This window comes from Verticiella alkaliphila (assembly GCF_018904615.1).
In the GTDB taxonomy this organism is placed as follows: Bacteria; Pseudomonadota; Gammaproteobacteria; order Burkholderiales; family Burkholderiaceae_B; genus Verticiella; species Verticiella alkaliphila.
Genome location: NZ_JADCNH010000005.1, coordinates 21,708 through 38,615, shown reverse-complemented (window position 1 = coordinate 38,615; position 16,908 = coordinate 21,708). Strand labels below are relative to the sequence as shown.

15 protein-coding genes and 1 tRNA gene are annotated in these 16,908 nt (G+C 64.1%); 5 read left to right on the top strand and 11 right to left on the bottom strand.

Annotated elements, in window-relative coordinates; genetic code table 11:
- The first annotated feature begins 140 nt into the window (after nt 1-140).
- The 3 genes from IMZ29_RS05270 to IMZ29_RS05260 all read left to right on the top strand — a co-directional run bounded on the left by IMZ29_RS05270 (nt 141) and on the right by IMZ29_RS05260 (nt 4,156).
- Entirely contained in the window at nt 141-1,082 is a 942-nt protein-coding gene (locus IMZ29_RS05270; RefSeq protein WP_054572497.1) for a LysR family transcriptional regulator, read from the top strand.
- A 490-nt stretch (nt 1,083-1,572) separates the two neighbouring features.
- Nucleotides 1,573-2,763, top strand: coding sequence for a glutathione-independent formaldehyde dehydrogenase (locus IMZ29_RS05265; protein ID WP_229295629.1), 1,191 nt, complete (start codon nt 1,573-1,575; stop codon nt 2,761-2,763).
- A 502-nt stretch (nt 2,764-3,265) separates the two neighbouring features.
- The gene (locus tag IMZ29_RS05260; protein ID WP_023435198.1) at nt 3,266-4,156 is read left to right on the top strand and encodes a LysR family transcriptional regulator; all 891 of its coding nucleotides are present in this window, start codon (nt 3,266-3,268) and stop codon (nt 4,154-4,156) included.
- Nucleotides 4,157-4,178: 22 nt separating this feature from the next.
- On the opposite strand, the gene IMZ29_RS05255 is transcribed toward IMZ29_RS05260, so the two are convergent.
- On the bottom strand, nt 4,179-4,472 hold the full coding sequence (locus IMZ29_RS05255; RefSeq protein WP_009459591.1) for a helix-turn-helix domain-containing protein: 294 nt from the start codon (nt 4,470-4,472) through the stop codon (nt 4,179-4,181).
- Here IMZ29_RS05255 and IMZ29_RS05250 point away from each other — a divergent pair.
- A complete protein-coding gene (locus tag IMZ29_RS05250) occupies nt 4,430-5,230 on the top strand; it encodes a substrate-binding domain-containing protein (RefSeq protein ID WP_426789288.1) in 801 nt (266 codons plus the stop codon). The genes IMZ29_RS05255 and IMZ29_RS05250 overlap by 43 nt on opposite strands.
- A gap of 34 nt (nt 5,231-5,264) precedes the next feature.
- Here the strand turns inward: IMZ29_RS05250 and IMZ29_RS05245 are convergent, their stop codons facing one another.
- From IMZ29_RS05245 to IMZ29_RS05215, 7 genes are all read right to left on the bottom strand, one after another.
- A complete protein-coding gene (locus tag IMZ29_RS05245; protein ID WP_023435196.1) occupies nt 5,265-7,208 on the bottom strand; it encodes a tyrosine-type recombinase/integrase in 1,944 nt (647 codons plus the stop codon).
- Between the two features lie 226 nt (nt 7,209-7,434).
- Nucleotides 7,435-7,510 (bottom strand) — tRNA-Gly (locus tag IMZ29_RS05240).
- A gap of 165 nt (nt 7,511-7,675) precedes the next feature.
- Nucleotides 7,676-8,560: a Bug family tripartite tricarboxylate transporter substrate binding protein gene (locus IMZ29_RS05235; RefSeq protein WP_253206873.1), complete on the bottom strand. Its 885-nt coding sequence runs from the start codon at nt 8,558-8,560 to the stop codon at nt 7,676-7,678.
- A 315-nt stretch (nt 8,561-8,875) separates the two neighbouring features.
- On the bottom strand, nt 8,876-9,877 hold the full coding sequence (locus IMZ29_RS05230) for a Bug family tripartite tricarboxylate transporter substrate binding protein (protein WP_216181470.1): 1,002 nt from the start codon (nt 9,875-9,877) through the stop codon (nt 8,876-8,878).
- 70 nt (nt 9,878-9,947) lie between these two features.
- Nucleotides 9,948-10,829, bottom strand: coding sequence for an isocitrate lyase/PEP mutase family protein (locus tag IMZ29_RS05225; protein WP_216181467.1), 882 nt, complete (start codon nt 10,827-10,829; stop codon nt 9,948-9,950).
- 114 nt (nt 10,830-10,943) lie between these two features.
- A complete protein-coding gene (locus IMZ29_RS05220) occupies nt 10,944-11,456 on the bottom strand; it encodes a 3-isopropylmalate dehydratase small subunit (RefSeq protein ID WP_216181464.1) in 513 nt (170 codons plus the stop codon).
- Entirely contained in the window at nt 11,453-12,700 is a 1,248-nt protein-coding gene (locus IMZ29_RS05215; protein ID WP_371820119.1) for a 3-isopropylmalate dehydratase large subunit, read from the bottom strand. The genes IMZ29_RS05220 and IMZ29_RS05215 overlap by 4 nt, the downstream gene beginning before the upstream one ends.
- Before the next feature lie 175 nt (nt 12,701-12,875).
- Between IMZ29_RS05215 and IMZ29_RS05210 the strand changes: the two genes are divergently transcribed.
- Nucleotides 12,876-13,775, top strand: coding sequence for an IclR family transcriptional regulator (locus IMZ29_RS05210; RefSeq protein ID WP_216181461.1), 900 nt, complete (start codon nt 12,876-12,878; stop codon nt 13,773-13,775).
- Nucleotides 13,776-13,873: 98 nt separating this feature from the next.
- Here the strand turns inward: IMZ29_RS05210 and IMZ29_RS05205 are convergent, their stop codons facing one another.
- Genes IMZ29_RS05205 through pdxH form a run of 3 tightly spaced genes read right to left on the bottom strand, consistent with a single transcriptional unit; the run spans nt 13,874 to nt 16,843 of the window.
- Nucleotides 13,874-15,568: a thiamine pyrophosphate-binding protein gene (locus tag IMZ29_RS05205; RefSeq protein ID WP_216181458.1), complete on the bottom strand. Its 1,695-nt coding sequence runs from the start codon at nt 15,566-15,568 to the stop codon at nt 13,874-13,876.
- 25 nt (nt 15,569-15,593) lie between these two features.
- Nucleotides 15,594-16,214, bottom strand: coding sequence for a flavin reductase family protein (locus tag IMZ29_RS05200; RefSeq protein WP_253206871.1), 621 nt, complete (start codon nt 16,212-16,214; stop codon nt 15,594-15,596).
- Nucleotides 16,211-16,843: a pyridoxamine 5'-phosphate oxidase gene (pdxH, locus tag IMZ29_RS05195; protein WP_253206869.1), complete on the bottom strand. Its 633-nt coding sequence runs from the start codon at nt 16,841-16,843 to the stop codon at nt 16,211-16,213. Before pdxH ends, IMZ29_RS05200 begins: the two co-directional genes overlap by 4 nt.
- Between the last annotated feature and the right edge of the window lie 65 nt (nt 16,844-16,908).

The window sequence follows — 16,908 nt, the reverse complement described above, 5'->3', positions numbered from 1 at the left end:
TCGAACCTACTGTATGGGCACTGCGCGCAGCAGCCTTTCATGCGTGCCAGCTATGTGTCCAAGGTTGGACGCGGATCGAAGCGTGCGCAGGGTTTTTCGTGAAAGTATAAAATCTAATCAACTTTATCAGAAGAAAATATATGATCGTAAGAAACTTTGAATACTTGCTTGCTTTGCACCGTGAAGGCCATTTTGGCAACGCGGCCAAAAGCTGCAATGTTTCTCAGCCGACACTCTCCGCGGGCATTAAGCAATTGGAGGAAGACATGGGTGTCGAGATCGTGCGTCATGGCCGACGCTATGACGGCCTCACTTCTGAAGGGATGCGCGTACTGTCTTGGGCTCAGCAGATGTATGACGACTGCAAAGGGCTGGAGCGAGAACTCTCCGCACTACGGCGAGGTATAGAGGGGCAATTCCGGCTAGGGATACTCCCAGGAACTGCCGGTGTAGCGCCCACATTAAGCATCGCCCTTGCTGAAAAAACGCCCTTACTTCAACAATCAGTTCTGGTTTCCGGCGCTTCTTCCCTGCTACAGGCGATTCGAGAAAACAATTTGGATATCGCACTCATGCATTTGGAGGATATCCCAGGGGAAGACTTCGATACTCACCTTCTGTACCGTGAACGCATTTTCCTTTTTCACGCCGCGAGAACACAGCAACCCCGAAGCACAACGTGGGACCATGTTCTCAATAGACAACTCTGCGTGCTGAACTCGGCAGTACCTGAACCCATTCAAGATAGGCTGACGCAATGTACCGCACAGACTATTCGCACTGATTCAATTGACGTGCTATCGGCACACGTGGCGACAGGAAAATATTCGGCAGTTCTTCCGCAATCTCTCGCCGGCCAACTCGCGCACATTCCAAATCTCCACGCAATCGCAATCAATGGACCAATGTCGCACTCAAATGTCGGATTCGTTGCTGGGAAAAATGCGTTCGAGGCACCGTCATCGCGTGCATTGCTCGAAATGGTGCACACCCCCGAACTCGCTGCCACGCTTCAATCCGTTATATCGATCCATCGTCGGTTCCAGCCCAAAGCAGACTCATCTCAAAGCCCCCTGAAATAGCGAGTCTTGAAGAGCAACTCTGTATTGCTTCAACCAGGCGAAGATTGCAGGCATGCCGTGTGCGCCGCTAACAGGCGCCACGTGCTGAGCAACCCATCGAAGTCCACCAGGTCCAGGGGCAACTAGGGGGACAGGAGTACCTGCTGCGTGCGGCGTCCTCATGTTTCGCTGGGTCGAGCTGACTGTTCCTAGATCAAGCTAGGAGGCGCGATGTAGCGATGATCGTTGCCCTCTCCCGGCTAGGAGACGAGCACGGCTCGACGAGCCCGCGTAGATAGATTGTGCCTATCTGCACATAGATTATTCCAGTTTGACCACTTCTGAGCTTGATCCTATGCTGTCAAGACCGCAGAAGGAGACGCGGCCAACGGCTAGGCAGTACCACGATCGTTCTTCTTGACAGCGGTAAGTCTCGTTTCCCACTTCGATTTAGAAGATGGAAACATTAACGCACAGAGGTGACGAAATGACTCCGACCGGTAACCGAATCGTGACTTTCGAGAAGCCCTTGGAAATGAAGGTCAACACCTTCAAATTTCCAGAGCTGATAACCCCTCAAGGGAAAAGCGCACCCCATGGCGCTATCCTCAAAATAGTTACCACAAATATCTGTGGCAGCGACCTTCACATTTATCGCGGTTCGTTTGCTGTTCCCAAGGGAATGACCATGGGCCATGAAATGACCGGCGAAGTGATCGAAGTGGGATCAGACGTCGAAGTCGTGAAGAAGGGCGACATCGTTTCCGTTCCCTTCAATGTGGGGTGTGGGCGTTGTTACAACTGCAAGCATATGCGCTCCGATGTATGCGAGAACACCAACCCCGAAATCGACTGCGGAGCCTACGGGTTCAACCTCGGTGGCTGGACGGGGGGCCAAGGTGATTATCTCTTCGTACCGTATGCGGATTTCAATCTCCTTCGCTTCCCTGACAAGGATGCCGCCATGGAAAAAATCCGCGATCTGACCCTTCTCTCTGACGTACTACCCACAGCTTTCCATGGGTTCGCTGGCCCAGACTGGCCAGCCGCACCGGCCTACGTCGTCGGCGAGAACATCCTGATCTTCGGTGCCGGGCCGGTCGGCAGAGCGGGTGCCGCCTGCGCCAGACTTCTGGGTGCAGGCGCCATCATCGTTGCCGATTACATTCAAGAGCGGCTGGACCTTCTCAAGCCACACGGCGTGGAAACCATCAACCTTTCCGACGGCGTGCCGATCGAGGAGCATCTCGAACGCATTACCGGGCACAGGGAGGTGGATCGCGTCATCGACTATGTTGGTGTGGACTGCCGCGGGTTTGGCGCGGAGGCTGACAAGATCGTGGAGAGCGCTGTTACCAACGCAATGCTCAAATATGTCCGCTTCGGCGGAATGACCAGTACGGTCGGTGTGTACTGCGCAAACCCGATCTCGAAAGACCCGAAAGCCAAGAAAGGCCATATGGATCTGGAATGGTCCAACGCCTGGATCAAGTCGCCGCGAATGTCGGCTGGTCAATCTCCGACGGCCAACTACAACCACGCGTTAATGCGGGCGATACTGAACGATCGCATGCCTTACCTTTCGCCGATGATGAACACTAAGTTCATCAAGCTCGAAGACGCGCCCGCCGCGTACAAGGAGTTCGACGCGGGTTCTGCATACAAGTACGTCATCGACCCGCATGGTTCAGTGCGGCAGTAAGCATCCGGCGCGGGCTAAGCATCAGGATGTCTCACACTTTCTGGTGAGAGGCATTCTGGCTCCGCAGGTCCCCGGCCAGCAACTGGAGCCGGCGAATATTTTCGCCGGCATTTGCCTGCTGCCCCAAGGCGTTGTGATTTTGACGGGGTACTTGCCTTGGCTCGGGCCAGGAGCAGAGCCTCAGCATCCGCAGGTGATGATCAACCGCAGGCGTGTTCGGGCGCCTGGTTCGCAATCGACCAAGGGTCGGACGGAGGCGATGCACGGCGTCCATTGACGTGCATGGCTGGACATAGCCTTCGTCTGATCCTGACCACCCCACGGACTTGATCAGGCTCGCCTGGTGTTGTGCCGGCCTCGGGCCATCGCACGATCAACCCAGCCCTGGCTCATTCAGCCAGAAGTTTCCAAAGACGTGGCCGAACTCGCCGCCGCCAGAATGGCAGTCACTTCTATAGGGAGATAGCACAGTGTTGGATAAGTCGGAACGGGAGGGTGGCCTATGGAGCTGCGCCATCTTCGCTGCTTCGTAGTTCTTGCTGAGGAGCTACATTTCACGCGGGCGGCTGAGCGCCTGCATATCGAACAACCACCGCTATCACGAGCCATCAAGGAACTTGAGGACGAGTTGGGCGTAGTGCTCTTCGACCGCAACCGGCGAGGAACAGTTCTGACGGCGGCGGGTGCGGTCTTCTTGCAAGATGTACGCCGTCTATTCACTGTGCTGGAACAGGCTCGTGAAAACGCCAAGGCTGTGGCAGCGGGCTTGCGCGGTAGCCTGCGCATTGCAGTATCAGATGGAGCTATCGATCCACGGCTGTCGGCATTTCTGGCTCGTTGTCGCGCCGAGGAGCCGGAGATCGAAATACGCTTGTCAGAGGTGCCTCTGGCAGAGCAAGTGCGTGGCTTGCGTTCGGGCGACTTCATGATCGGGTTCGCGCACACGGCCGATGTCGGCGACGGTATCGCTGCCGAAGCAATCTGGCGCGACCCGCTGGTGATTGCTGTGCCAGCTCGACACTCATTGCTCACCTACAAGGAGGTGCCACTTCAAGAACTCCAAGGCCATCCACTTGTCCTGTGCGACCCGCAGGTATGCGAGGGCTATTGCCGCGAACTCAAGCGGCTGCTCAACACGTTGGAGCACAAGCTGAATGTTGTCGAGGAAGTATCCTCGCTCGACATGATGCTCACCTTGGTCGGCGCCGGCTACGGCATCGGCTTCATGACGGCGACCAAGATTCCCATCTCCCAACGGCCGGATGTGGTGATCCGCCCCTTGGCGATGGATTCTGCCGTGATCACGACCTACCTGCTTCGGCCCGACGGCAGCAATTTATCGGCTTCGGTGGAGCGATTTATCGTTCGCCTACGCGACTCTTCGGACGGTTGACGAAGCCTGGCAGGCCAGACACTCAGGGATCAGTGTCGGCACGCAGATTGCGTTCGGTCGCCGTCATCAGGTCAGCCGCGCTTATTCCGAGTGCCGTAGAAATTTTCAGTATGAGCGGAAGCGTGGGCACGTGCTCACCACGCTCGATCTTACCCATGTGAGAACGCGAAATGCTTGCCCGAGATGCGAACTCGTCTTGCGCGACTCCCTGAGCGACGCGCGCAGCGCGCACGGCCTGTCCGAAGGCTAACGCCGACTCGGATTCATACGTCGATGTGCCAGAAGGACGGCCTGGCTGAATTGTTGATTTCTGCATTAGCAGAAGCGTCAAACAATCTGCCACAATTAACCACGTTAAAAATAACGACGTTAAACTTCACTCTTTCCTGCGACGCTGGTTTGCCTTTCTGGACAGATCGCTTATTGGGGGCCCTCATGCATGACGCCACCAGCCAGTTTTCCCATTTCAGGCTTGCTATCGCACCTGGAGTGCCATCCTCTTGCCTCACAACGCTTCTTGCCCTACAGCGAGCGGAGGAGCCGGAAGTCACCATCGCGTTCTTTGAGACCTCAGGCGACGACCTGATGACGGGCCTTGAGGAAGGCCGCTATGACGCTGGAATGTCGCTTCGGAACACTGGTGCTCCGGCCGTGAAAAGCCAGCCGCTCTGGGTCGAGAACATGGCCGTTGCAATGCCGCTGGGGTCCCCCTTACTTGCCCAGGCGAAAATCACGCTTGCCGAGCTTCTGGACTATCCGGTGTTTCGCTGGCCGACGGAGGCATGCCTACTGCTCGATCAGCGACTGTCTTCCCTTCCGTTGAGCCAACAGAGCATTCAGCATGTGACTTCGTTCGAGATGATGGCGCTTTGGGTCACCGCTGGCTACGGAGTGGGGCTCTCCGCGCAATCGCGCATTGAGCGTGCCCATGCGTGGGGGATCACTATGCGCCCGCTTTCAGACGGCCCCTACGAGATCGTGACATACCTGCAGCGGCCCCACGCCCAAGCCGACTCCGTTTTTGAGCGGTTCGAGCGCAGAGCGATGGAAGTTGCCAGGGCAGGCGCTGCGTAGCAGGCGCCCGCGGCCATAGGTTGAAGCGCGAGTGTCAGGCACCCTCAAGCACCACTGCGCTATCAACCAACCGGCGGACGCTTTGCCGCACATCCTCGGGGATGGGGTGCGGGGCAATAGTCTCGGGCGTATCCGCATGGTGCTGGTAGTCGCCCGTGATGACCCGGATGATCGCGGGCACGTTGGTCGGCGTGACCGTATCAATGGCCGCGCGGTCCCCCAGGTCAGGGTGCGGCTGGGTCAGCATGCGGTACAGGTCCCACGAATCCGCGTGTGGATACTGATTCATGAGCACCTGAGCCAGCCTGTGCTTGAGCGGTACAAGTTGCCAGTCGGGAACGCGTTGTCCCCGGTTGCCCAAGCTGATGGACAGCAGCTTGCCCGCCTTCAGCTCGCGGTTGATCTGGTCCTTGGATTTTCCGGCCAGCTTGCCGAACAGCGGGACCGGCAGGTTGTTCGGCGACTCGTACATGGCCAGCATTTCTTCCCGCTCGCGCTGGATTGCAGAGACTTCGGGCTCCGGGGCATGCGTCGGCGGTGGCGGCACCTGCGACAGCCGCTGGAACGTGATCCCGCCGCTGTTCGGGGTCACGACGATGGGCGTGGCCACCACTGGCGGGGCGACGGAGGGAGCCTGCTCGGCCACCGCGGGGGCCGCGTCCATCGCGTCCTCCACTTCCGCCATCGCCGGCACCCCGTCGATACGGATGGTCAGGTGCGCGCTCGCGGCTCCCACTTCGCCCTGTTCGAGCAGGTCGAGGCGATCGGCCCAGTCCTGCATCATCCGGCGGCGCGGCTCCACGTACTTGGCGTGGTTGTAGGCCGAACTCACCTTGTTCGGGTCGGAGTGCGAAAGTTGCGCGTCCACCCAAATCTTGGGGTAGCCGATCTCGTTGAGCGCCGTCGAGATGGTGCCACGAATGCCGTGGCCGGTCAGACGCCCCTCGTAGCCCATGAGCTGCAAGGCCTTGTTGAGAGTGTTCTCGCTGATGCGCTTCTTGAGTTCGCTACGGTGCGACAGCAGGTATTTTTGCGCCGGCCGCATTGCGCCCAGGAGGTAGCGGACGATCTCGATGGCCTGCAGGGACAGCGGCACGATATAGGGGGGCACGTCCTGCGGCCGCTTCCCCGCCTTGCGCATTTCGTCCTGGAGCTGCTTGACGATCTGCGGCGGGATGATCCACAAGCCCCTGTCGAGGTCGAACTGTTCAGGTTCGGCCAACCGCAGTTCGCCGGTGCGCACCCCGGTCAGGAACAGTAGCCGGACGCCAAGCTGGGTCTGCCAGCCACGGGGGTTGTAGAGCCGGAGCCTCTGAAGGAACTCGGGCATCTCGGGCAGGTGCAGGTAGGGGTTGTGGGCCACCGGGGGCTTGGGCTCGGCCACCACGTCCAGGTCCGCGGCCGGGTTGACTTCCAGTCCCTCGGCGATGACCAGCGCATATCGGAACATCTGGTTGAACCAGGTGCGGACTTTCTCGGCGGTGGTGAACGCCTTGCGCTTCTCGATCGCCGCCAGGACGCCCAGGAGCTGGGGGCGACGAATGTCGTAGATCGACATCTTTCCCAGAGTGGGCAGCACGTCCTTGTTGAAGATGCGCAGGATCTGGGAAAGCGTGCTCTGACGGCCTTCCTTGAGTTCCTTGCGGCGATGCTCTACCCAAGCATCGAAGACGGTCTTGAAGGTGTATTCGCCCGCCAGCTTGGCCGCGTGCCGTTTCTGGTCGCGCTCGACCTGGGGATCGATCCCCCTGGCGAGCAGGGCCTGGGCCTTGTCCCGCTCGGTCCGGGCCTCGCGCAGGCTGAGGGCAGGATAGCCACCCAGGCACAGGCGCTTTTGCTTGCCCAGCCAGTAGTAGCGGAATTGCCATGACTTGCCGCCTGCGGCTGAGACCATCAGGCCCAGGCAGTCGTTGTCGGAGAGGGTGTAGCGTTTTCCGGTGGTCTTCGCCTGCCGGACGGTCAGATCAGAGAGCGCCATTTCGAGACTCCTAAGTAATGACTTAGGCCCTATGCTCGTCATGGTTCCCGCTCAGCCCCAGCAACTATCCGGTAGCCAACCCACCCATATTCTTGTGCCTTATTTGGTCACTCAAAAACGGTAGCTGTGGGTGGATTTCCGTGGCACTCGCTGGAATGAAAAAAGGAGCCGAAGCTCCTTTTTTCAATGACCTACAGACCCCAGTAGAAGTCTGTGGATCAAAATTTGGAGCGGGAGACGAGTCTCGAACTCGCGACCTCAACCTTGGCAAGGTTGCGCTCTACCAACTGAGCTACTCCCGCATTCTCTACTTGGCGTCGCGCCTCCCGGAGAGCTGCGCGTCGCGTTGCGAGAAAAGAACTATAGCAAGTTTTTAAGGCTTGTGTCAAACACTCGGCAGCAGATTTGTATCTGAGTGTCACGGCAGGGCAGGTGGCGTCCGATGGCACGCCCCCGCCCATGCGCCATCAGTCGATCCGTGCGCCGGATTCCTTCACGACCTTGGACCACTTCGTCTGCTCGGACTTGATGTACTCGGCGAACTCGGCCGGGGTCATCTCCGAGGGCAAGGCGCCTTGCTTCATGAATTGGGCCTTCAGGTCTTCGCCCTTGGCAGCGTCGACGATCGCCTTGTTGAGCGTGTCGATGACGTCCTGCGGCGTGCCGGCAGGTGCCATGACGCCGAACCAGCTGGTGGCGTCAAAGCCAGGCACCGTTTCCGCAATCGTCGGCACGTCAGGCATGCCGGGGAAGCGTTCCGGGCTCGTCACGGCGATCGCCTTCAGGCGGCCGCCCTGGATGCCGCCCATCGAGGACGGCAGGTTGTCGAACATGAAATCCACGTCGCCCGCCATCAGCGCTGTCACGGCGGGGCCGCTGCCCCGGAACGGGACGTGCTCGAACTGCGTGCCCGTCATGCTCTTGAAGAGCTCGGCGGCCAGGTGGATCGACGTGCCGTTGCCGCTGGAGCCGGCGTTGGCCTTGCCTGGATTGGCCTTGAGGTAGTCGATGAGGGCCTTGACCGAGTCGATCTTGTTGCGCTCGGCAAAGGCGGGGTTGAGCACGAGGACATTGGGCACGGCTGCCGCCAGCGCGACCGGCACGAAGTCCTTGGCGGGATCGAAGGGCAGGTTGGCGTAGAGATACTGATTGATCGACTGCGTGCCGACGGTACCCATCAGCAGCGTGTAGCCGTCGTTCTTGGCGCGGGCAACGTCGGCCGTGCCGATGTTGCCGCCCGCACCGCCCTTGTTGTCGACGATGACGGTGCGGCCCCAGGCTTTGCCCAGGTCCGCCGCCACGAGGCGGCCGACGATGTCCGTCGTGCCACCCGGCGGGAAGGGGATCACCATGTGACGTCGCGCGCGGGGAAGTCCGCGGCGAGCACCGGGGCGGCAGGCGCCGCCAGGAGGGCTACACCGATCAGGCTGAGCCGCAGCCGCTGGCTCCAGAGCGTGTTCATGGTCGTTTCATCCAGGGTCGGGCCGGTGGCCCGGAAACCGGAGATTACTGAGCCTGCGCGCGGGATGTTATTAGGGAGTATCCCTAGAGTGGCGTTGCTGGCGCATGGCGCCGATCGCCTGAGCGCCGAGCAAAGTGACGCTCAGGCGCTGACCCGGCCGCCGAGCGCGGGCCGTCCGCCTGTCGCTGCATGGCCCGCGCGTCAATCAGTCCATCTTGAGCCCGGCGTCCTGGGCTGCCTTGGGCAGCACGCTCAGCTCGCGCTCGAGCACCGCCGTGAAGTCCGATGCGGCATTGCCGCTGGCCGGGGCCACGCCGCCCAGGTCGTGCAGGCGCTGGCGGAAGTCCGGCTCGGCCACGATCGCGGCGATGCGTTCGTTGAGCAGGGCCAGCACGGGCGCAGGGGTCTTGGCCGGGGCCACCACGCCGAACCACACGTCGAAGTCCACGCCGCCCGGATAGCCCTGTTCCGTCAGTGTCGGAATGTCGGGCCAAAGTTCGGAGCGATCCTGGCGCAACTGGCCGATGGCTCGCAGCTTGCCGGACTGCACGAAGCTGCGCGCGTCTGCCGTGCCAAGCAGGCCCCAGGACACCTCGCCTGCCATCAGCGCCTGCACGAGTGGGGAGCCGCCCTTGTACGGTACGTGCGTGAAGTTGCCATCTGCATGGGCGTTGATGCCCTCCGAGGCCAGGTGCGACAGCCCGCCAGCACCTGCGGACCCGTACGGCATGCCGTCCTTGCCCGCCTTCTTGCCGGCCTCGATGAGCGACTTGACGTCACGATGTGGCGAGTTTTCGGGCACCACGAGCAGCAGGGGAGCCAGCGAGACTCGCGCCACCGGGGCGAAGTCTTGCGCGGTGAAGCCGCTTTGTTGGTAGATCACCGGGTTGATCGACAGCATGCCGGTGAGCGTCATGGCCAGCGTGTAACCGTCGGGGTCGCTCTGGCGCACGTGGCTCATGGCAATGTTGCCGCCAGCGCCGGGCCGGTTCTCGACCACGACGGTCTGGCCGAGCTCGGCCTGCAGGCGAGGGCTCAGCATGCGGGCGGCCACGTCGGTGGCGCCGCCGGGCGGATAGGGCACGATGAGCCGGATCGGCTTGGTCGGGAACTTCACCTCCTGGGCCATGGCAGCGGGGCTGCCCAGGGCGATGAGGGCGGTCGATGCGGCCAGCACGGCGCGACGCCAGTGAGCGATGGGTGACATGTCTCCTCCTGCAGATGCCCGGTGGCCGGGCTTGTGATGGTTGGGGTAGCGTGTCTGGCTGCGCGCTGGCTCAGCGCGTCTCGGGATGCTCCAGGCGCTGCTGGCAGGCTTCGAGCTCGTGCCAGCCGATCAGCGTCTTGAACTGCGCCATGCTCACTTGTGCGGCGGGCAGGTTGCCGGCGTCTCCCGAGCGGCGTGCAGCGAGTTCGGCCAGGTTGGCCTGCACGCCCGCGACCACCGTCATGAGGCTGGCAATGGGGTAGGTCGCGAAAGCCGCCACGGCCTCGATCTGCGCGCGGCTCAGCCCGGCCATCCAGGTGCCGGCCATGAGTTGCAAGGACAGTCGCCGGCCGCAGGCCTCACGCAGCTGCGTGAGCTGGGCGTAGCTCTCGAAGGTGCGCGAAATGGGCTGGATGACGTCGGCGCCCGCCTCGGCATAGCGGGCGGCGCGCTCGATCGCCTCGGCGGGATCCATGGCATCGGTGCGGGCGACGATGACGAGGTCCGGATCCTGGCGGGCGTCCACCGCCGCGTGGATGCGGGCCACGGCATCGGCCATCGGCACCACGATGGACGCGGTGGCCGCCGCGGGACAGCGCTTGGGGCTCACCTGGTCCTCCAGCGACAGCGCGGCCACCCCGGCCTTCTCCAGGAGGCGCACGGTGCGGCCCACGTTCAGCACGTTGCCGTAGCCCGTATCCGCGTCGGCGAAGATGGGCTTGCGCACGACGTGGGCGATGCGGTCCACCACGCAGGCGTTCTCGGATAGCGTGTAGAGCTCCATGTCGGGCTGGCCGAGCAGCGCGGCGCTGATGCCGAAGCCCGTGGTGAAGATCCCGTCCAGGTCGGACTGGTCCACGAGCAGAGCGGTCAGCGCATCCTGCGCGCCGCCGAACCAGAATGTCGAGCCTTGGTCGACGCGCTGGCGCAGCAGTTGGCGATTGGCGGTCATCAATGTCTCCAGGTCTGGAAAGGATTCGGATACATCGGCTTGCCCTTGGCTCGCTGCGAGGTCCGGTTGGGTGCTTGCCGCCTCGGGTGCGGCCGGCGGCGGGAAGGTGCGCCGTCAGGCCGCAACCTGGCGTTGCTGGAGGTAGGGGATCAGCCCGCCCGCCTCGAGCATGCCGCGCTCGGACGCCGAGAAGGGCTGCAGGGGCAGTGCGAGGCCACGTGCGGGCAGGTGCACCAGGCTCGTCTCCCAGTCCACTTCGACCGGATCGCCGCGCGAGACGGCATCGCGGATGCCGGGACAGGTGATCAATGGGAATCCCATGCTCGTCTCGCCGCGGAAAAAGCCCGGCGAGAAGGACTCCGCGATCACGGCGGCAATGCCGAGATGGCGCATGGCACGCATGGCGGGGTAGTGCGGATGACCGTAGCCGAAGTTGTGGCCGCCGATCAGCACATCGCCGCGCTGCACCCCGGCTGCGAAATCGGGCGTGTAATCAGCCATGGCGAGCGACGCGAGCTCGGCCACATCGGTGATCTTGATGTTGCGCACGCCGACGATGAGGTCGATGTCGTAGTCGTCTTCCGGGAAGACCCAGGCCGCGCGGCCGGCGAGGTTGGTGAGGCTCATGGCGTGGTGCTCCCGGCGTTCGTGCCTGCGCTCGCCACCGTGGCGAGGTAGGGGCGCGGATCCGCGATGCGCCCTTCGAGCGCGGACGCCGCCACCACCGCCGCATTGCACAGGTAGATCTCGGAATCGACGCTGCCCATGCGTCCGGGCGTGTTGAGCGTGCCCGTGGACACGGCCCGCTGGCCATCGCTCATGGTGGCGATGCGCCCGAAGCAGTAGTCGCAGCTGGGCGAGCTCACGAAGGCGCCCGCCTCGACCAAGGTCTCGAGCAGGCCTTCGCGCGCGGCCTGCGCCATGATGGCGCGCGAGGTAGGCACGACATGCAGCTGGAAGCCCGGCTGGATCTGCCGGCCACGCAGCACGTCGGCGGCCGCGCGCAAGTCCTCGATGCGCCCGCTCGCACAGGAGCCGAGATAGCCGCTGTGCACCTCCAGTCCGGTGAACTCCGTCAGGTTGCGCGTGTTGGCTGGGCTCGGTGGCACGACCACGATGGGCTCCAGTTCGCTGACGTCGATCTTCCAGTGGTGGGCGTATACGGCATCCGCATCCGGATAGACGGGATCCAGCGTGATGCGGCTGCGTTCGCGCACGTAGGCGAGAGTCTTCTCGTCCGGGGCAATGAGCATCGTGGTCGCGCCGAGGAACATGGCCTGGCCGCAGAGCGTCTGCCGGCCCTCGATGCTCATGGCGTCGATGACGGGGCCGGAGAGTTCCACCGCCTGGAATCGACAGGAGGCAGGCCCCATGACGCGCACCAGATGGTGGAAGACGTCGCGCGCCATGACGCCGGGGCGCAGCGTGCCGGTGAGCTCGACCTTGACGGTGGCGGGAACGGTGAGCGTGGCACCATCGGTGACGAAGGACTCGATGATGCCCTTGCGTGCGCCGTAGGCGAAGGCACCGAAGGCGCCCAGCTGGCTCACGTGGCCGTCGAAGTGCACGACGAAGGCCCCCGGCACCGCGTAGCCCTGTTCCGCGCTCACCTGGTGGCCGATGCCTTCGCGTTCGACGACGGTGACGCCTTGTTCGCGACCCCAGGCGCGCGTCACCTTGTGCAGCTCTTCTTCCTTGGGCGTGGCGGCCGGCACCATGTGGTCGATGAAGAGCACGAAGCGCTCGGGCCGCTCGACCTGGGCAATGCCGAAGTCTTCACGCGTCTCCTTGAAGAACACGTCGGTGTAGCCGGGAAAGTCATAGGCGATCACGAAATCCGGGCGGGCGGTGACTTCCTCGCCGGCGTGCACCTCGCCCGGCCGGCGGCACGGGCCAGGATCTTCTCGGTCATGGTCTGGGGCATGGCTGACGTCCTCATTCCCACAATGTGGGTTTTCAATCGGCAGGATTGAGGACATCATAGGTATGAGCGCGCTGATGCGAGGTCAGGTCTTACCCTCAGTTTTTCCACATCATGGGAACGAAATGCCGCGATCAAAGAAGACGTTGCCGGATCCTCTGTCGACTACCGTCAGCGCGAACGACGATCCGCCCGTGGGAGGCGCTCAGGCGCTCCCCGATGCCAAGGCGTCGCGCGCACGGACCGGCACACAAAGCATCGAACGCGTGGTCGGCATGCTGCGCGTCGTGGCTTCGCGTGGGCGGCGTGGCATGCGCATCGGCGACGTGGTGAGCGTGAGCGGGCTGCCCCTGTCGACCTGCTTTCGCATGCTGCAGCGCTTGGAGCTCGAAGGTCTGGTAGAGCGCGATCCGGTCAGCCGCAAGTACCACCTGGGACCGCTGCTCTATGAGCTCGGCCTGCTCGCTCAGCCACGCTACCGACTGAGCGAGCTCTGCGATCCGGTCCTGAGCGCCGTGGCCGAAGCCACGCAGGACACGGCGTACCTGAGTGAGCGGCGCGGCGCCGAGTCGATCTGCACGGGACGGGCACTGGGCGATTACCCCATCAAGGCCCTGGCGCTGGACGTGGGCATTCGCCGGCCGATGGGCGTGGGCGCAGGCGGGCTCGCGATCCTGAGTGCGCTGCCGGCTGTGGAGGCCGACGCCATCATCGATGCCAATGCCCATCGGTACGCGCGATTCGGGGATTTCGATCTGGATCTGCTGCGCGAAGGCGTGGCCCAGGCGCGCGTGAACGGCTATGCGTTTCTCGATAGCGTGGCCACGCCCGGCTCGGCTGCGGTCGGCGTGGCGTTTCCGCCAGAGCATCCGGTGGCGGCCTTGAGCGTGGCGGCGATCTCTGCCCGCATGGGGACCGAGCGTCGGGCCGAGGTGGCCGCCATCCTGCAACGGCAGGTGCAAGGGCTTTGCGCCTCGATGAATATCGGCGCGCTGGCGCCGCCGTCGCGCGCCCGGCTGGGCTGAGCCGGGCGGAGCGCGGCAAGCCCGATCTGCCCGGCCTTCGAGGTGGTGTCCTGCCCGCTGCAACCATCCCGGTGCCGGCAGGCCATCACCGCCGGGGATCAGCCCTTCGCGCGCAGCGCCTGGTCGCGGATCTGCGAGAGCGACGCGGCGGGCGTGAGCGCCTCGGCGTCGAGCAGGCAGTGCAGGATCGCCGGTCGGCCGCTCGCCCGCGCTCGGGTGAAGGCCGGACCGAAGGCATCGGTCGTCTCCACGCGTTCGCCATAGCCGCCGAAGGCTTGCGCGTAGGCGACGAAATCCGGATTGCGCAGATCCGTCGCAGAGACGCGTCCCGGATAGTGACGCTCCTGATGCATGCGAATGGTGCCCAGCATGCCGTTGTCGACCACGACCACGATGATCGGCAGGTCGTACTGCACCGCCGTGGCGAACTCCTGGCCATGCATGAGAAAGCAGCCGTCGCCTGCGAAGGCCACCACGGTGCGGTTCGGATCGAGCCGTTGGGCGCCGATGGCCGCGGGCACGCCGTAGCCCATGGAGCCCGAGGTGGGCGCGAGCTGGGTGCCGTACTGCGGGAAGCGATAGAAGCGGTGCAACCACGTGGCGTAGTTGCCCGCGCCGTTGCACAGCACGGCGTCCGCGGGCAGGTTCTCGTTCAGCCACCCCATGACGCCGGCCATGTTCAGCCGGCCGGGCGATGCGATGCGCGCCGTGTCGCTCCATGCGAGATACGACGCATGCAGCGCCTGCACGCGATCCTGACGTCCGGGCATGGCAAGTGCCTGGGCGTCCACGCCCGCGAGCGCCTGGACGAAGGGGGCAGCCCCGGCGTTGATCGCCTGCGTCGCGCGATAGACGCGATTGAGCTCCTCGGGATCCGGGTGGACGTGGACGAGCGCTTGCCGCGGCACCGGCACGTCCAGCAGCGTGTAGGCCTGGCTCGGTACTTCGGAGAAGCGCCCGCCCACCATCAGGATGAGGTCGGCTTCGCGCACGGCCTGCAAGAGCTGCGGATTGGCGCCCAGCCCCAGGTCGCCGACGAAGTTGGGATGGCTGGCAGGGCACAGCATCTGTCGCCGGAACGAGACCGCCACGGGCAGGGCGGCGGCTTGCGCAAACCGCATGAACGACGCGGCCGACTCGGCCGTCCATGTGCTGCCACCGAGAATCGCCAGGGGCGCCTTGGCGTGTGCAAGCCGCTCGCGCAGCGCGGCGATGTCGGCGGCTGACGGGGCGGGCTGCACCGGCGCGTAGTGCGGCACATCGGCCACGCTCGCCATCTCCACCAGCATGTCCTCAGGCAGCGCGATCACCACCGGGCCGGGTCGTCCGGACGTGGCCACGTGAAAGGCGCGCGAGATCGTCTCGGGCAGGCGCGTGACGTCGTCGATCTCGGTTGCCCACTTGGCTAGGGGCCCGAACGCCGCCCGATAGTCGATCTCCTGGAAGGCCTCGCGCTCGCGCATGCCGCGCTCGATCTGGCCCACGAAGAGAATCATGGGCGTGGAATCCTGCTGGGCGATGTGCACGCCGGCCGAGGCGTTCGTCGCCCCCGGGGCCCTTGTGACGAAGCAGATGCCCGGGCGGCCCGTGAGCTTGCCCTGGGCCTCGGCCATCATGGCCGCGCCACCTTCCTGGCGGCACACCGTCACCGTGATGTCCGCATCATGCAGGGCGTCGAGCACGGCGAGGTAGCTTTCCCCCGGCACGCAGAAGACCTGGTCCACGCCATGGGCGATCAACTGGTCGACAAGAATGCGGCCGCCTGGGCGCGCGGTGAGGGCGGGGGTGGTCATGCAGGCTCCTCCAGGGCAGACCGGATCAAGGCGTCGGGATGTCCTCGTCCGGCGTCAGATGAAAACCGCCGGCATGAAACACCAGCGGCAAGCGTTCGGATTGGCCGCAGCGCTCGACGGTGCCCACCAGGATGACGTGATCGCCTTCCGGGTACCGGCTGCGGTTGTGGCATTCGAACCAGGCGGCGCACTCGTCCTTCAGGCGCGGCACGCCGAATTCGTTGAGTGCCCAGGGCACGCCCGCGAAGCGGTCGCCCTGCGCCGCCGGCTTGGCAAACTGACGGGCGAGGCCCGCCTGTCCGGCGGCCAGGATGTGGATCGCGTAGCGGTCCACCTGCTCGAAGATCGCCAGCGCCGCGGAGCGCTTGGCCAGGCTCCAGAGCACGAGCGGGGGGTCGAGCGAGACCGAATTGAATGAGCTGATCGTCATGCCCAGCGCCTGCCCGTCCGGCGTGCGCGCCGTGATGATGGCCACGCCCGTGGGGAACCGGCCGAGGGCACGGCGAAACCCCGACGCATCGAAATCCGGCGCGCGCAGCGTCGCGGGCGGCAGGACCGTGTCGTGGTCGGCCTGCGGATCGGCCTGGGCAGGCACCAGCATCGACGTGTCGTCCCGGCCGCGGCCGCCGGTGTCGCGCCCGCTCAAGGCGCAAGCCTCGCGATGCGCCAGCCCTCGCCGTCGGGGCGATAGGTGAGACGGTCATGCAGGCGCGAGGGGCGGCCTTGCCAGAATTCGAACGCGTCCGGCACGACGCGATAGCCGCCCCAGTGCTCAGGGCGAGGCGGGGCGTCACCAAAGCGTGCCTTGGCTTCGGCCTCGCGAGTCACCAGCACCTCGCGGTCGGGGATCTGCTGGCTCTGCGGCGAGGCCCATGCACCCAGGCGCGAGCCCAGGGGCCGGCTGGCATAGTAGGCGTCCGATTCTTCAGACGACACGCGCTCGACACGGCCCTCGATGCGGATCTGACGCTCGAGCTGCGGCCAGAAAAAGAGCAGGGCGGCCTGGTGTTGTCCGTCGAGCTCGTGACCCTTGCGGGAATCGTAGTTGGTGTAGAACGCGAAGCCTCGCGTATCGGCGCCCTTGAGCAGCACGATGCGGGCGGCCGGCCGGCCGTGCGCATCCACCGTGGCCAGGGTCATGGCATTGGGCTCGGGGACGGCGGCGGCCAGCGCCTGGTCGAACCAGCGCTGGAACTGGTCGAACGGCGATTGCGCTGCGTCGGATTCGAGCAGCGCACCCTTGGCGTAATTCTCACGGAGGTCGGCAATGGACATGATGGGTCAGGCTTGAGCGCCCGGCATCGAGTCGCCGGGCCAGTCGCACCAGTGTAACGGGCGCG

Bases quoted from the DNA above. Each gene is read 5' to 3' on its own strand.
- IMZ29_RS05270 (WP_054572497.1), top strand. From the start codon at position 141: ATGATCGTAAGAAACTTTGAATACTTGCTTGCTTTGCACCGTGAAGGC.
- IMZ29_RS05260 (WP_023435198.1), top strand. From the start codon at position 3,266: ATGGAGCTGCGCCATCTTCGCTGCTTCGTAGTTCTTGCTGAGGAGCTA.
- IMZ29_RS05250 (WP_426789288.1), top strand. From the start codon at position 4,430: ATGTGCCAGAAGGACGGCCTGGCTGAATTGTTGATTTCTGCATTAGCA.
- IMZ29_RS05255 (WP_009459591.1), bottom strand. From the start codon at position 4,472: ATGCAGAAATCAACAATTCAGCCAGGCCGTCCTTCTGGCACATCGACG.
- IMZ29_RS05245 (WP_023435196.1), bottom strand. From the start codon at position 7,208: ATGGCGCTCTCTGATCTGACCGTCCGGCAGGCGAAGACCACCGGAAAA.
- IMZ29_RS05235 (WP_253206873.1), bottom strand. From the start codon at position 8,560: ATGGTGATCCCCTTCCCGCCGGGTGGCACGACGGACATCGTCGGCCGC.
- IMZ29_RS05230 (WP_216181470.1), bottom strand. From the start codon at position 9,877: ATGTCACCCATCGCTCACTGGCGTCGCGCCGTGCTGGCCGCATCGACC.
- IMZ29_RS05225 (WP_216181467.1), bottom strand. From the start codon at position 10,829: ATGACCGCCAATCGCCAACTGCTGCGCCAGCGCGTCGACCAAGGCTCG.
- IMZ29_RS05220 (WP_216181464.1), bottom strand. From the start codon at position 11,456: ATGAGCCTCACCAACCTCGCCGGCCGCGCGGCCTGGGTCTTCCCGGAA.
- IMZ29_RS05210 (WP_216181461.1), top strand. From the start codon at position 12,876: ATGCCGCGATCAAAGAAGACGTTGCCGGATCCTCTGTCGACTACCGTC.
- IMZ29_RS05205 (WP_216181458.1), bottom strand. From the start codon at position 15,568: ATGACCACCCCCGCCCTCACCGCGCGCCCAGGCGGCCGCATTCTTGTC.
- pdxH (WP_253206869.1), bottom strand. From the start codon at position 16,843: ATGTCCATTGCCGACCTCCGTGAGAATTACGCCAAGGGTGCGCTGCTC.